At 44.0% G+C, this 15,141-nt stretch carries 16 protein-coding genes; 14 read left to right on the forward strand and 2 right to left on the reverse strand.

What is annotated here, in order from left to right; genetic code table 11:
- The first annotated feature begins 18 nt into the window (after positions 1–18).
- Both rsbW and ACIFSR_RS20395 read left to right on the forward strand, forming a co-directional pair.
- Positions 19–459, forward strand: coding sequence for an anti-sigma B factor RsbW (gene rsbW / locus ACIFSR_RS20390; RefSeq protein WP_339204733.1), 441 nt, complete (start codon positions 19–21; stop codon positions 457–459).
- The gene (locus tag ACIFSR_RS20395) at positions 456–1,238 is read left to right on the forward strand and encodes a sigma-70 family RNA polymerase sigma factor (RefSeq protein WP_339204732.1); all 783 of its coding nucleotides are present in this window, start codon (positions 456–458) and stop codon (positions 1,236–1,238) included. Before rsbW ends, ACIFSR_RS20395 begins: the two co-directional genes overlap by 4 nt.
- Positions 1,239–1,318: 80 nt before the next feature.
- On the opposite strand, the gene ACIFSR_RS20400 is transcribed toward ACIFSR_RS20395, so the two are convergent.
- Positions 1,319–1,459 (reverse strand): hypothetical protein, encoded by a 141-nt coding sequence (locus ACIFSR_RS20400; RefSeq protein ID WP_339204731.1) that lies wholly within the window; start codon positions 1,457–1,459, stop codon positions 1,319–1,321.
- 4 nt (positions 1,460–1,463) lie between these two features.
- Complete coding sequence (locus tag ACIFSR_RS20405; RefSeq protein WP_430059571.1) at positions 1,464–1,820, reverse strand: YtxH domain-containing protein; 357 nt, start codon at positions 1,818–1,820, stop codon at positions 1,464–1,466.
- A gap of 418 nt (positions 1,821–2,238) precedes the next feature.
- Between ACIFSR_RS20405 and ACIFSR_RS20410 the strand changes: the two genes are divergently transcribed.
- The 12 genes from ACIFSR_RS20410 to ACIFSR_RS20465 all read left to right on the forward strand — a co-directional run bounded on the left by ACIFSR_RS20410 (position 2,239) and on the right by ACIFSR_RS20465 (position 15,122).
- Positions 2,239–2,820 (forward strand): GNAT family N-acetyltransferase, encoded by a 582-nt coding sequence (locus ACIFSR_RS20410; protein WP_430059573.1) that lies wholly within the window; start codon positions 2,239–2,241, stop codon positions 2,818–2,820.
- Between the two features lie 42 nt (positions 2,821–2,862).
- On the forward strand, positions 2,863–4,344 hold the full coding sequence (locus ACIFSR_RS20415; RefSeq protein ID WP_430059574.1) for a methyl-accepting chemotaxis protein: 1,482 nt from the start codon (positions 2,863–2,865) through the stop codon (positions 4,342–4,344).
- Positions 4,345–4,647: 303 nt separating this feature from the next.
- Positions 4,648–5,703 (forward strand): phosphotransferase enzyme family protein, encoded by a 1,056-nt coding sequence (locus tag ACIFSR_RS20420; protein ID WP_430059576.1) that lies wholly within the window; start codon positions 4,648–4,650, stop codon positions 5,701–5,703.
- 177 nt (positions 5,704–5,880) lie between these two features.
- Positions 5,881–6,297, forward strand: coding sequence for a hypothetical protein (locus ACIFSR_RS20425; protein ID WP_076269040.1), 417 nt, complete (start codon positions 5,881–5,883; stop codon positions 6,295–6,297).
- 1 nt (position 6,298) lies between these two features.
- A complete protein-coding gene (locus tag ACIFSR_RS20430; RefSeq protein WP_430059578.1) occupies positions 6,299–6,826 on the forward strand; it encodes a nucleoside-triphosphatase in 528 nt (175 codons plus the stop codon).
- 745 nt (positions 6,827–7,571) lie between these two features.
- On the forward strand, positions 7,572–8,351 hold the full coding sequence (locus ACIFSR_RS20435; protein ID WP_430059580.1) for a nitroreductase family protein: 780 nt from the start codon (positions 7,572–7,574) through the stop codon (positions 8,349–8,351).
- 104 nt (positions 8,352–8,455) lie between these two features.
- Positions 8,456–8,638, forward strand: a complete 183-nt coding sequence (locus tag ACIFSR_RS20440) for a YezD family protein (RefSeq protein WP_076269036.1) — start codon at positions 8,456–8,458, stop codon at positions 8,636–8,638.
- 25 nt (positions 8,639–8,663) lie between these two features.
- The gene (locus ACIFSR_RS20445) at positions 8,664–8,972 is read left to right on the forward strand and encodes a hypothetical protein (protein ID WP_430059582.1); all 309 of its coding nucleotides are present in this window, start codon (positions 8,664–8,666) and stop codon (positions 8,970–8,972) included.
- Positions 8,973–9,068: 96 nt separating this feature from the next.
- Complete coding sequence (locus tag ACIFSR_RS20450; protein ID WP_430059584.1) at positions 9,069–10,037, forward strand: aldo/keto reductase; 969 nt, start codon at positions 9,069–9,071, stop codon at positions 10,035–10,037.
- 98 nt (positions 10,038–10,135) lie between these two features.
- A complete protein-coding gene (locus tag ACIFSR_RS20455; protein WP_339204722.1) occupies positions 10,136–11,245 on the forward strand; it encodes an ABC transporter ATP-binding protein in 1,110 nt (369 codons plus the stop codon).
- Between the two features lie 36 nt (positions 11,246–11,281).
- Complete coding sequence (locus tag ACIFSR_RS20460) at positions 11,282–14,236, forward strand: extracellular solute-binding protein (protein ID WP_430059586.1); 2,955 nt, start codon at positions 11,282–11,284, stop codon at positions 14,234–14,236.
- The gene (locus ACIFSR_RS20465) at positions 14,226–15,122 is read left to right on the forward strand and encodes a carbohydrate ABC transporter permease (protein ID WP_430059588.1); all 897 of its coding nucleotides are present in this window, start codon (positions 14,226–14,228) and stop codon (positions 15,120–15,122) included. Before ACIFSR_RS20460 ends, ACIFSR_RS20465 begins: the two co-directional genes overlap by 11 nt.
- The last annotated feature ends 19 nt before the right edge of the window (positions 15,123–15,141 follow it).

Raw genomic sequence — 15,141 nt, forward strand, 5'->3', positions numbered from 1 at the left:
GAGAGGACAGAAGCGACTATGAACTCATTCATTCGTTTATCGATTCCGGCGAGAGCAGAATTTGTTGATATTGTTAGACTTACATTATTTGGCGTTGCGAACAAAGCAGGTTTCTCCTATGAGGAAATTGAAGATATGAAGGTTGCTGTAACCGAGGCTTGTACGAATGTTGTACTCCATGCGTACAGCAATAGCCAGCCTGGTGTAGTGGATATTAGCTTTGAGCTTGAGGAAGAAGGGCTTTCTATTCGCATTAAGGACGAGGGTACGAGCTTTAAATATGAGCCATCCGCAAGCAAAACCGAGTCTCTGCACAATAAAGAATTAAGTGAAGTAACGGCTGGCGGACTTGGGCTGTTTATGATGCATGCATTGATGGATAAAGTGGAAGTGTTTTCTGAGAGAGGCACCGAGGTAATTTTGACCAAGCTATTTGGTAGGAAAGAGGAGATGGCATGAACGCAAATTCATCCTTCCTGGATCCAGAACATATGATTGAAAAAATAAAATTATATCAGCAATCGAATTGTAATGAAGTTGCAACCGTATTGCTGCAGCATTTTGAGCCCATTGTGAAGATGGCAGCTGCAAAGATGTCGCGAAGCAGACCAGATCTTTATGAGGATTTATACCAAGTCGGTCAGTTGTCTATGCTGCGTTTATTTAGGCAGTATGACAGCTCGCGTGAAATCCCGTTTGAGGGATATGCAATGAAGAGCATTATCGGGCATTTGAAAAACTATTTGCGAGACAAGTCTTGGTATATCCAGGTGCCGAGACGGATTAAAGAAAAAGGCTTGCTGATTCAGCAAGCCATCGATCACTTAACCGTCGAGCTCGGCCACTCGCCCAAAATGGAAGAAATTGCGGTTCATTTGGGTCTTTCGGTGGAAGAAACGATAGAGATACTCTCTTGCCGCGAATCCTATCATTATGTATCGCTTGATACTCCATTATCAAGCGAAGGGGAAAGCGCTGCTACTATAGGCGATCTAATTGGCTCAGACAAGGACGATTATCAGAATGTTGATAATCGTCTAGACTTGGAGGAGGCGATGGATCAACTGAAAGCAGAGGAGAAGAAGGTACTCATTCTTGCTTATCATAATGGTCAATCTCAGCGTGATATAGCCGATCAGCTTGGCGTATCGCAGATGAGCGTTTCTCGTATACAAAAGCGGGCGATTGAGAAGCTGAAGGTACTGCTCGCAGATCATAGTGCTGAATTTGGAATGTAAAGCACTTTTATTATTTTTTAATATATTAAAACCCCCTTTCCATCTTGATGGAAAGGGGGTTTTTGTTATAAGCCTTATTGTTATTGAACCGGATCGGGTACCATGCCATTCTCAATGACTTGTGCATTGGTTTCCATGTTCTCCATATCCTCGCCAAGCTTAATCATCTCTTCTTCTGTAGGTGCCATTGAATTTGTAGTTGATTCAAGCTCGTCTTTCATTTCATTACCTCCCAGTTGTTGCAAGTCCATCCTTGACATCATCTTTAGCAGAGGAAATGGAATCCATAATATGCTGATTTGATTTTTTGGCGTGATCTACCAAGTCGCAAGCTTCCTCTTTGATATTAGTTGCTATATCCTTCGTGTTTTGTCCGACGGCAGCTGCTAAATCCTTTGTATTATTTCCCACCGTAGTGGCAATTTCCTTTGTCTTTTCGCTAATCGTCTTGAACTTGTTGGAGAGATCCTCCCGCAGGTTTGCACCTGTTTTTGGTGCGAACAGCAGAGCTGAAATAGCACCGATAGCACCTCCTACGATTGCGCCAATCAATACGCCGTTACTAGAGTTTTCTCGTGACATTTGTCATCTCTCCTCGATTTGTATTTGTCGATCAAGTTGATCAACGTTGTTTGTTTTTCTTAGTTATATATAAACGAAAACAAACGATTTGAAACAAAAAAATAAGGAAACTATTGACAATTAAAGGGAGACGATGCTACGATTTGTTTCGATTTCTCACTTACTTGCTAGGAATTATGTGATATGAACGTTGAGTAAATCGATTGCATGGAATAATTTATATAAAAAGATTGAGAAGGAGGGCGTTTATATTTAGTAAGATGAAAAATTGGAAGAAGCTTTAGAAAAGTTTTTAAAAATAATATATTTATTCTCTTAAATTGGTTAATTATTGAGTTAATTATTCCGATAAAAAAATTGCCTGCCTATTTCACCTATGTAGAAACTCGCAAAAATAGAGAGATAGAGGAGAGAAATCATGTTTAAACGAGTGGAGAATGAGCTGGAGCTGGCTATGTTTAACGGCATTTGGACAACCGTCTGGATGGAGAAAGGTTTTGAACTTGAATTTTCTGAACACACTCTTGAGAGATTCGTCATTGTGACAGAGGAAGGACATTATGTAGGGACATCTGAAATTAAGCCCTATTGCTTGACTTCAAGCTCCATTAACGATGCAGGTCCGTTTCAAACGCATCCGAAAATTATTGAAGCAGGCGACGCTGTAGCTGAAATTGACAAAATTGCACTGCTCCGATCCTATAGAGGAAGGCATATCTCAGATTTGCTCTCGTCGGCAGTCTACATAGCAGAGAAACTGCAGCTGAAATATTTTGTCTCTTTGCTTGAGCCAAAATTTATGAGGGCACTTCGCATTTCATATCAAGTACCATTAGAAAAAGTAGGAGAGAAGGTGTTCTATAAGGGAGATGACGTCATTCCTGTATTGTTCGATATGGAAAAGATGTATCGCAACAAAAATAGTTATGAATGGCTCGTCTATCCGCAAGAAGCGGTTTTGGCTGCAAACGGTGCAGGAGGAACTGGACGTACCGTTTAAACGTATGAAAACATGAGTTAACTCAGAAAAGGCGGAAATGTCATGAAAAAAGAATTAACAGAACTAGACAAACGGAATCGATTGTTAATAAAAATCCTGTGGAGTTTACTTGCTCTCGGGATCGTTACAGATCTTGCTATTGGGCTTGATGCAAAGATGGTTCTTCTTCTTGCGGGAGTCGGTATATTTTTGTGCGGTGCAGCTACTTTCATGACATACCGTGGCATTTTTACACAATCTATTAAATTTTTTGTACCCTGTATATTGACCATTATCGTTACTTTATTAATCGTATCGGATCCGAATCCTATTGTGAGCACATACTTTTTAGTTTATGTAAACCTCGCAATCATTACTCTTTACGCAGACTATAGACCAATTATTTTGACAGGTGTTTTGGGAGCCGCAGTAAGCACATATTTATTTTTTGATCCTGTGCTGCAGCCTAAGCTATTCCCAAACGAATCGCTTGTTTATTTGTTTTTGTATCTCTTATTTGCTACGGTTGCGCTCGCATTCTCAGCGGGCTTCAGCGGCAAATTACAGCGGCAGGTAACAGACAAGCAACGGGAAGCTTTAGCTTCTAAGGATATGGCAGAGGCGCTGCTCGCTAAACTAAACTCTTCTATTATTGTATTAACGGAGTTCAGCAGCAGCCAGCAGCTGACGGTTCGTTCCACTGGAGAAATATCGAAAGAGGTAACGGCAACATTCTCCGAAATGTCGGCTGCTATCGAGAAGCAGACAGGGACTATTATGAACATTAGTGAATCCTCGCAGGTCATTGATACTTCGGTTAAAACGCTTTTGGAAGGTACGGAGCAGCTGAAGCAATTTTCTACGGTTAATGCAGATTTGACGGAGAATAATCGGGAGAAAATGGCTGTGTTATCGTCAGAGGTAGAAAGTGTTCGCTCTATCATTACACATACCGTGGACATGATGATTGAACTCAATGAGCAAAATGATCGTGTAAGCTCAATTGTAGAAACGATTAGTACGATTGCTGAGCAGACGAATCTACTTGCACTTAATGCTGCGATTGAAGCAGCTCGCGCAGGCGAGCACGGCAGAGGTTTTGCTGTCGTATCAGGCGAGGTGCGCAAGCTCGCAGATAATGCGAGAGCGGCGACGAATGAAATATCTGAAATTTTGACGGGTATTCGTTCACAAATCAGTGCTGTTCACGCGCAAGTAGAAAGCGGTCAAGCAGCAGTGACGACGAGCAGAGATGTATCTTTGCAGGTTGAGAAGCTTATTGATCAGATAAACGAGAATACGGAGCTTGTAAAAAGGCATTCTGATTCAGTTGGCAGCTCTGCCAATGAACTGCATGAGCGTTATGCGAGCATGTCGAGTGAAATGCTCAATATCGCAGCTACTACGGAACAAAATATGGCTTCTGTTGAAGAGGTTCATGCCAGCATGGAAACACAGGATATGAAGATTCATACGATGGTAGAAGAATATGCTCAGCTTGATCAATTGCTTTCAGAGCTTAAGCAAATGGCGGCGAAGCATTAAGCTGATTTATCATAACATCATTCGTTTTATAGAAAACGTCAATAGAAGGAGTACTGCTCACCTCGAATGGGGTTGGCGGCTCCTGAAATGGCGTTTTTTTTTTTGTTAGTTTTATATGAATATGCATGAATAATTAACGGACAAATATGGAATCACAAACCTCTGTTATCGGTGAGCAGATAATGGAGTGATTTTGTGTACTAAATGATTTCTAAACGTTTATTACTTAGGTTCACGGCATGATAGCCATTATAATTACAAGAACAATGAAATGGTGGTTATAGCCGTTGAAGGAGATAATATATGATTGATTTTTTTCGTTTTGATACAGATGAGAATAGGATATCACTGCTAGCTCGAGCGAGGAAAGTTGCGTTATCGGCACTGCAAGAGTATGACTTGGAATGGGCGAGCATTCAATTTGTTCAGCTATCCGACACGATCACCTATAAAATTGAGACAGGTACAGCGGAAAAATATTTGCTTCGAATTCATTCGGATCGACTTAGCATAGAGGAAATTCGTTCTGAGGTTACTTTGCTTCAGGCCTTAAATAAATCGGAGGATTTGCATGTGCCAGAAGCGCTGGCAAGCTGCAGCGGCGCGTATGTTTTGCAGATCGATACGGAAGCGGGATATCGTCGTCCGTATGTTACTCTGATGCGATGGGTAGATGGCGAGCACGCTAGCGGGGAGTTTTCAGATCATACGGTTCATCTTATGGGTGTCATGATGGGGAGGCTTCACAAAGCGGCTGTAAATTTTGTCCCGCCTTCTGATTTTGTTCGTCCTGTTTGGGGAGCAGAGAGCTTTAGTCGTCAAATGGCTAAGCTGGAACAGTATTATGGATGTTTTTTATCGGGTGAGGCATGGAGATCGTATCAAGCAGCGGCTGAGAAAATCATATCGGAACTGGCTGTAATGGAACGAAGCGGCGATAACTATGGTCTCATTCATGCGGATTTGCATAGCGGCAACATCGTTTTTAACGAGGATCTGCCGTATCCCATTGATTTTGGCAGATGCGGTTTTGGTTATTTTCTGTACGATATGGCAGGCTCGCTATTAGAGCTTTATCCGAAGCATCGCTGGCTGTTTATTCAAGGCTACGAGAGTGTAAGAAAGCTGGAAACGGATTATGTTAAGAGGCTTGAATGTTTTTTCGTTATGTTCATGATAGAGAATTACTGCCATCATGCCTCAGACCCAAGAGAAACAGCCAGTTTAATTGCAGAACAGCCGTATGCTCAGGCGTATATAAGAGATTATTTAAACGATACACGGTTTTTATTCCACGTTATCGAACCTGTGGAAATCGATAGAACAGCAATTTTAGGGAGGAAGGATAGTGGAGAGTGAAGGTGAAAATATGATATTAGTCCCATAAAGGCTGATCGTTGTGAAGTCCGTGCGCTGCGCGGGCTTTTTTGTGAATGGAGCGAAGCATCAAAATAATAAAACAGATAAGGCAATTGTGAAACATTGTAAATTAAATAAACGTTTAATACTTATCTAAGCAAACAAGGCGGTGTTTAATTGGAGATAGTCAAACATTTTTTTCTTTGGATTTTTATGATTATATTGTTTGTTGCGGCAGCGGTGGTCTTGGAATTATTCGAGGGGAGCAAAATTATGACAACCGAATATTATGGTCTCCGTAATATCGGGCTGACGTTCGTTTTGCTGATGGTTGTTTACGCCTTCCTTTTTTATCCGATTACATTGCTGCCCATCTCTTTGGTTGTTCATAAGCTGGTGAAATCACTAATGATTAAGGCTTCAATCTATATCCTGTTTGGTGGATTGGTGGGCGTATATATGTTTCATTATTTATATGATAATTTTGTCTCGGGATACGAGTTGAATAGAAATAGCTCTATTATAATATTTGCGGTTGTGGGTTTGTTATATGCCCTAGCAGAAAATATGCTGCACCGCCGAATGAGGGAATGATATGGAAACATGTTTTTTGTTGACTGGGAAGCCGCGAGTAGGCAAATCGACTGCCATTGTACAGCTTATTAACCGAATAGGCGCTGAGCATGTTGGAGGATTTTATACGGAAGAAATACGGAGCGAAACGGATCGTATTGGATTTAACGTCGTAACATTGGATGGAGAAAGCGAAAGAATAGCAAGTGTAGATAGTACAAGTTCCATAAGAATAGGAAGATATGGCGTTGAGTTAGAAGCTTTTGAGAATTTAGCTCTAACTTCAATTAGACATTCCTTGAAGACGAAGAAGGTAACGGTTATTGATGAAATTGGCTACATGCAAATGTTATCGGTACCTTTTCGGAAGATGGTCTATGACATGGTTTCAAGCTCGCAGCATCTCATCATAGGCACGATTTGCTTGGATAGCCATCCCGAAATTGACAAGATAAAGGAGCTGCCAGGCATCAAGCTTTACGTAATGAATGAAGAAAACAGAGAATTAACGACAGAGGCATTGGCGAACGATCTTTTTAGGGTGTTGTAGGTGGTTCATTGTACGATAAAGAAGCTTCCTAATCCACGTTCTAAGTGGGTGGGGAGGCTTTTTTGATTGAGCAAAGCTGCTTGATAGTGAGTATATGTGAGGTTAATCGTGTTTTGAGTAATCGTATCTTCTAACAGGAAAAACTCCTGTTAATTTCTCATTTTATAAGTCAAATGCTCAACTAACAGGAAAACCTCCCGTTAATTTGGCGAAATTAGCTCTAATTCAGGAATATGAAGAAAATTAACGGGAGAATTTCCGTGTAATTAGTTAAATTAGACTCTTTTTGATGAATTAACAGGAGAAATTCCAGTTAGTGTAGGGATTCTCGTAACAATTGAAGGGAATTACGTGTGAAGAATCGATTTAGTAAAGGGGCTGGGTAACATTTGCGTGAATCCCGCGTAAAAAATCGAGTTAGCGTAGGGATTCTCGTACCAATTGAGAGTTAATCCCGTGTCAAGAATCGTGTTAGCATAGGGAGTTGCGTATCATGGGGAAATTCATAAGAAGAATCCAGTTAATTAAGGATTTAGGTAATAAATTAGTGAATTCAGTATGAAAATTTTCAGTTGGCGTAGGGAGCTTAGTAACGAGTGGCGAAGCAAGCTTGACCTTGGCAGCAGCGAAAGCGTGGCGCCATTTTGAAAAAAAAGAGTCGTATAAATTAGTCCGATAAGTGTTGACGGATGGAAAACATCATGTTAAATTTAATTTATCCTATTGAATTAGTCGGAAATGAATAATGACAACTTGCATCGTCATTCATGGCAATGGTTTCGCTGTATTTGATTGCAAGTCGCGCTCGCTAGAAAACTGGAGGCGCATGCCAACCGAATGCCGAATCGGTTGTCGTGCGCCTTCTTTTTATTCAAAGGAAGAGGAGATGGGGATAGTGAGTCATGTTGGTTTTGGAGCTAATGCTCAGTCACTTGAGCAGCAATACAGTAAAGAGGTTGCCGATGCAAGAAGCCCTGATTATCCTGTACACCCGCTTATTCTGAATCGATGGTCGCCACGATCCTACTCGGAGCAGCTTGTGAGCGATGAAGAGCTTTATACGGTTTTGGAAGCTGCAAGATGGGCGCCATCGTCCAGCAACTTGCAGCCATGGAGATTTTACGTGGCAAGGGAAGAAGCCGAGCATGAGCAGTTCCGCAAGTTCATTGTGCCTGGCAACCGCTTGTGGACAGACCACGCACCTGTGCTGCTGCTTCTAGCTTCTGAAGCGGTTAAGCAAGATGGCAATCCGAATGTGTCGCATGCTTTCGATACAGGAGCTGCTTGGGCAACTTTGGCGCTGCAAGCGAGGCTGCTTGGTCTATCGACTCGTGCCGTTGGAGGATTTGACCGAGCGGAAGCACGCAAGATTTTAGAAGTACCTGAACATATTGCACTGCATGCCGTCATCGCACTCGGTCATCGTGGAGGACTTGATACGCTCGATGAAAAGTTTCGCGATAAAGAAATTCCGAATGGGCGTCGCCCCTTGGCTGAGAGTCTATTGGAGATTAAGGTAGATTAAACGGCTAATCGCATTTCTGGAAACCTGTGTGACCATGCATTTGGTTTGATGGCACTTATACATTTAGTTTGAAAACACTTATAAATTTGGAGAGGATGTTGAATATGTCCAGAACGGTTGAGGTTGCTGATGAATGGTTAAAGCGAATACAGGATCAATTGGCAGGCGTTCAATATGGCATCGTTCAAATTACGATTCATAATGGTCAAATTGTACAAATTGATCGGACGGAGCGCAGCCGTTACGAGGTGGAGAAGCTGCCATCTGCTGCTCGCAAGCAAAGATAACCGTTTATAAGTGGAGAGGATGCGTATGAAGAACGATAGGAGCTCCAGTTTATATGAATGGCCAGATCTTGCCTTTCATCATTACTGCTTGCAAATGTATAGGCTGAACCGTGGTGTCTACAATACCATTGATCAATGGCTGTATGACAACGGTTATGCTGGAATTAAAGGCCGGCGGAAGATGATTATTCAGTTTCTAGATCACATGATCAAGCTGCAGGCGGAAGAAGGCCAAAAGTATTTATCTTTTGGCAAAGGAAATTTGGTCGCTCAGCTTAGCCAATTTGCTGCTGAACACGAAGTTCCAGTAATAAGAGCATTGGCCGCATACTAATAATGAATATATTCGACCGGAAAACCGGAGACATTTTGCAAATGCAAAACCTGTCTCCGGTTTTTTTTTGTACAAAATTTGAGGAGGATAACGAACATGGAATATCGTAAATTGGGAAGAACAGGACTAAAAGTTTCTGAGGTGAGCTTAGGTACGATGGCGTTTGGAAGATGGATTGATGAGGAAGCATCTGCAACGATTTTGGATGCGGCGCTGGATCATGGCATTAACCTTGTGGACACTGCTAATGTATACGGGGAAGGCGAGTCGGAACGTATACTGGGCAATTTGTTAAAGGAAAGGCGTCACCAAATCGTGCTGGCAACGAAAGTTCATGGCCGCGTAGGCGAAGGGGTGAATGATTCGGGGCAAAGCCGCTATCATATTTACAAGGCTGTTGAAGACAGCTTGAAACGGTTGAAAACCGATTATTTGGATCTGTATCAGGTACATCGATTTGATCCTAATACCCCCCTTGAAGAAACGCTTCGAGCTTTAGATGATCTGGTGCGTCAAGGGAAAGTAAGATACATAGGCGCTTCTAATTTTGCTGCATGGCAGCTTGCGAAGGCTCACGGTATAAGCGCGCTGCATAGCCTGCATCGCTTTGAAAGTCTCCAACCGGAATACAGCATCATCTCGCGTGAAATTGAGAAGGAAATTATACCTTTTGTGCAGTCGGAGCAAGTTGGCGTTATCGTTTATAGTCCGCTTGGCAGAGGAATACTCTCTGGCAAGTATAGGGTTGGAGAAGCGCCGCCTGAAGGATCACGGCTTGCGGCAGGCGAGCAAAGGCTGGAGGAGCTTTTGAAGAAAAATGCAATTCCAGTTGCTGAGGCGATTAGACCTCTGGCGGAAGAAAAGGGCCTTACTCAAGCGCAATACGCATTGTCTTGGGTACTGAGCCGACCTGGCATTACTTCGGCGATTCTAGGCGCTTCGAAGCTTGAGCATATTACGGAAGCTGCAAAAAGCTGGGATGTTAAACTAAGCGCTGAGGAACTGGCGAAGGCTGATGAAGCAACCTCCAATTTGGAGCCGGCAAAGGAAGCCATTACGAGCTAATTCTATAATTAAATACATTCTACCGTATCAATGGAGGATATCAGAGCAGTGTGTGATATCCTCATTTTTTTATCAAGTTCGGATGGGAGGCGGTAAGCATGGCGGGAGTAACGATTAATCATCTATACAAAAGATATGGGAAAGACAAGCACGCGGTTGTGCAGGATTTTCAGTTGGAAATTAAAGATAAGGAATTTATCGTATTCGTCGGTCCTTCCGGCTGCGGCAAATCGACGACATTAAGAATGATTGCGGGGCTTGAAGAGATCTCCGAAGGCGAGATTTATATTGGAGAGCAGCTCGTCAATAAGCTACCTCCGAAGGACCGTGATATTTCGATGGTTTTCCAGAACTATGCCCTCTACCCCAATCTAAGTGTATACGAGAATATTGCGTTTGGACTGAGGATGCGCAAGCTTCCGAAGCATGAGATCGATTTGGCGGTAAAAAATGCTAGCCGAATTCTGGAGATTGAGCCGTATTTAAATCGCAAGCCAAAGGAGCTGTCGGGCGGTCAGCGCCAGCGGGTGGCGCTTGGCAGAGCTATCGTGCGCGACCCAAAGCTGTTTTTGATGGATGAGCCGTTGTCTAACTTAGATGCCAAGCTTAGAGTTACGATGCGAATGGAAATAACGAAGCTGCACAAAAAATTAGGCACAACCTTTATATTCGTTACGCATGACCAGGTGGAAGCGATGACGATGGCGGACCGTATTGTCGTGATGAAGGGCGGCGTCATTCAACAATGTGATACGCCGGAGCTGATCTACTCCAAACCTTCAAATACGTTTGTTGCGAGCTTCATAGGTTCTCCTCAAATCAATTTCATTCATGGACGCGTGCAGGAGAATCCGCAGGGGCGATTAGAGTTTCATACGAATCGTTTTCAATTGAAGTTAAATGAAGTGATGGAGGATATTTTACGCAGAAATAACCAACTAAACAAATCGGTAATATTAGGTATAAGGCCGGAAAATGTGAAGCTGGAAGGCTTGTTTTCGGAGACGATCATTACCGGAACCTATAAGGACAATGAACTTATGGGCGCTGATCGTTTTCTTTATTTGGACATCGGACAGGAGAAGCTGCTCATTGCACGCGTCGATCCCGATAATCGTTTTGCTGAAAATGAGAAGGTGAAGGTAGAGCTTGATCTATCGAAGGCTCATTTCTTTCATAAGGATACGGGTGAAAGATTTACAGAATGATCGGTATTTGCGAAGGAGGGAGGCGGCTTAACCTTTATGAATAAGAAACGGAAGTGGCTTGTCTATGGTGCCAGTATTGTCATTGCAGTATCGCTGCTTAATGCTGGAGCGGCAGTAAACTCAGAATCTGGAGACAAAACCGATACGGTCCAATATGACAAGCTCGTAACTACATTTAATTATGAGGTTGATCCTTATTTTAGCGATGCGCTGGCAGCATGGCAGGAGAAGGGGCTGAGCAATGCAACAACTTCAATTCAGCTGGATGCAGCGAAGCCATCTCGTGTATCGAATGAAGAGGAGATCAAAGCAGGCGATTACGAAGGTAAATCAAACATACTGATTTGGAATACAAGGAGCACAGGATGGGTTGAATATCAAGTTGACGTTGCAGAGAGTGCGCTGTATGAAATCCACGTTTCTTATAACCCTCTGAAGGATGGAAGAAAGGGACCGATCGGGTGGGAGGTAACGATAGATGGCCAAAGGCCGTTTGGGGAAGCCTCTTCCATATCCTTATATCGGACATGGGAGGATGTGCGCCCTATTCTGAAAAACTCAGACGGCGATGAAATCCGCCCGCGTTCGATTGATGTGTCGGGCTGGAGCGAGAAGCCGTTAACGGATTCAGGAGGGGCATATGCGCAGCCTTTGCAATGGCATTTCGAACAAGGAACGCATACCATTCGATTGCAAGGGTTTGACCCCGTTGCGCTTGAGCGAATTAAGCTTGTTCCGAGCAAGCAAATACCTGATTATGCTGAAGTTAAGGCTGCGTATGCCGATACGCCTTCTCTTGCGGGCGATGTATTGACGATTCAAGCGGAGGATTTTACGAGCAAAAATGATACGGCAATAAAGCTATTTTCAGATAAAAACTCACGGACGCTGCCGCGGTATACGGGAAGAATTATTTACAATACGGTCGGCGGTCCACGCTGGCTTGAACAAAATCAGGAAATCTCATGGTCGTTTGAGGTGCCGGAGAGCGGCTTGTACAAAATAGGCTTTCGCGCCCTTCAAAATACGATAGCTCAGAAAACCTCCTACCGGGTCGTTCGAGTGGATGGAGAGGTACCGTTTAAGCAATTTTTAGCGTATGGCTTTCCTTATTCTACAGGTTGGAACGGAATGATTTTGCAGGATGAAAAAAAGAATCCGTATTTGCTTAAGCTTGAGAAGGGCAAACATACGTTGTCGCTAGCCGTCACACAATCGCCTATTAAGTCTATCGTTGTAGATGTCGAGAAGCTGATCGCTCATTTGGATGCGATTGACTGGGATTTGCGTACGATTACAGGCTCGAGCTCGAAGAAGACCATTGACCGCAATCGTACGTGGAACATGGAGCAGGACTTCCCAGGGATGACTGATAAGATGGCGCTGGCAGCGGATGTCATGGAGTCACTGTCGAAGCGAGTAGTTAAAGCGAACGGCAACAAGGATTCAATCAGTCAAGGACTCGATACATCAGCGAAGGATTTGCGTACATTGCTTAAGAAGCCTGAAGAAATTCCTTATCAGGTCGAGGAGATTTCTTCGATGAGAGAGAAATTCGGCACTTTTATCGATACGCTGCTCAAGCAATCGCTGCAGCTGGATGAGGTTTATATTATTCCCGAGAAGACGGATGCTCCGAAAATGGAAGCTGGCTTTTTTGGCCGGATATGGGGTAGCGCTCAAAACTTTATTTACTCTTTCGATGCGAGGGATAGCCTTAACGATTTAGATGACAAGAAGCTGAACATTTGGGTTCAGCGCGGCAGGGATTATGTAGATCAGCTGCAGCAGCTTGCTGATGAGTCGTTCACGCCAGAAACAGGCATTGAGGTAAAGGTGAACCTGCTTCCAAATGCTGAGCTTTTGCTTATGTCTAATGCAGCTGGCGTGCAGCCGGACATTGCCCTTGGCTTGACGCAGGATTTGCCAGTCGATTATGCCATTCGCGGTACGCTGCAGGATTTAAGCGATTTTGAAGATTTTGATCAGCTGTATCCGAAGTTTAGTCCGGGTTCATGGCTGCCGCTGCACTACGATGGCGGTTATTATGGCGTGCCGGAAACGCAGTCGTTTCAAGTTCTCTATTATCGCAAGGATATTTTGAAGCGTATTGGAGCTGAAATTCCCGAGACATGGGAGGACGTATATCAGCTATTGCCAACGCTGCAGCAAAACTTTATGAACTTCTACGTAAATCCGAAGGAGTTTACGCATTTTTTCTATCAAAACGGCGTGGAGTTTTATGAACCCGGCGGTGTGAAATCAGGTCTCGATGGTCCAGAAGCTTATCGTGCCTTCAAGCAGTGGACGGATCTATTTAATACATACGCTGTGGAGCGGGAGGTGCCGAGCTTCTATCAGCATTTCCGCAGCGGAACGATGCCAATCGGCATATCGGATTACAACATGTATGTGCAGCTTTCGGCTGCTGCGCCTGAGCTGAATGGCCGCTGGGGCATCGCGCTTATTCCCGGTACGAAGCAAGCGGACGGATCGATAAGCCGCTGGGCTGGCGGGGGGCAGCGTACGGGTGTCATTTTTGACAAGTCCAATAAAAAAGCAGAGGCATGGCAATTCTTGAAGTGGTGGCTGTCAGCTGAGGTGCAGGAGCAATACGGCTCTGACTTGGAAGCGGTCAATGGCGTCGCTTTCCGCTGGAATACGTCCAACGTGGAAGCCTTCACGCATCTGCCGTGGAAAAAGGAGGATGCTGAAATTATTTTGAACCAGTGGAAATGGTATAAGGATATTCCGAATGTGCCCGGCGGATATTTCTTGGAACGCGAGATTCATAATGCATGGAATCGATCCGTTGTTGGAACGGCGAATTATATGTCCTCCTTGGAGCAAGCCGTTCGGGACATTAACCGCGAGCTTCTAAGGAAGCAGCAGGAATTTGGCTACATTAATGTGCGAGGCGAACAGGTGAATAAACTGGACATTCCTATTGTCGATCAGCCTTGGGAAGGGATTGATCGTTATGTGGAGTAGATTATGGTCGTATCGTATTTCGTATTTGTTTATCGCGCCGTTTCTTATATGCTTCTCTCTGTTTATCGTTATTCCGATTCTTGCCGCCGTAGGCTTAAGCTTTACTTATTACAACGGGATTGAGCCTCCTCGCTTTATTGGCTGGAGCAACTTTCAGTATTTGATCGCGCAGGATCTGCTGTTCCTAAAATATGCGCTGCCCAATACATTTAAGTTTGCTGTCATTGTTGGTCCCGGCGGTTATGCTGCCGCCTTCCTGCTCGCATGGCTTATTTCACGGCTGCGCGGCGGCGTTCGCAAGTGGGTGGCGCTTGCGATGTATACGCCATCGCTTACCGTTGGCATAGCGATGACGATTATCTGGCTTCCCTTGTTGTCGGGCGATCGCATTGGCTATTTGAACAGCTTTCTATTAAAAGCAGGCCTTATCGACGTGCCAAAGTTATGGGTGACAAGTCCAGAGTTTCTTATGAACTCGATGATCGTCGTCACATTGTGGTCGAGCATGGGTGTAGGCTTTCTAGCGATGCTGGCGGGTATTCTTAACGTGGATACGATACTTTATGAGGCAGGAAGAATCGACGGCATCAGAAACAACATACAGGAGCTATGGTATATTACGATTCCGTCCATGAAGCCGCAAATGCTGTTTGGCGCCGTAATGGCGATCGTTACGACCTTTAAGACCGGATCCATTGGTGTTGAGCTTTCCGGTCAAAACCCGACGCCCGAATATGCCGGGCATTTGATCGTGAACCATATTAACGATTATGGTCTCATCCGTTTTGAAATGGGTTATGCGGCGACGGTTTCGGTGTTTCTTCTTATATTTATGTATTTCGCGAACAAGCTCAGCTGGGGATTGTTCGGTACGAAGGAGGAGTAACAGCTGAAACAATCAAGCC

It is taken from the genome of Paenibacillus sp. NRS-1760 (assembly GCF_050467785.1).
In the GTDB taxonomy this organism is placed as follows: Bacteria; Bacillota; Bacilli; order Paenibacillales; family Paenibacillaceae; genus Pristimantibacillus.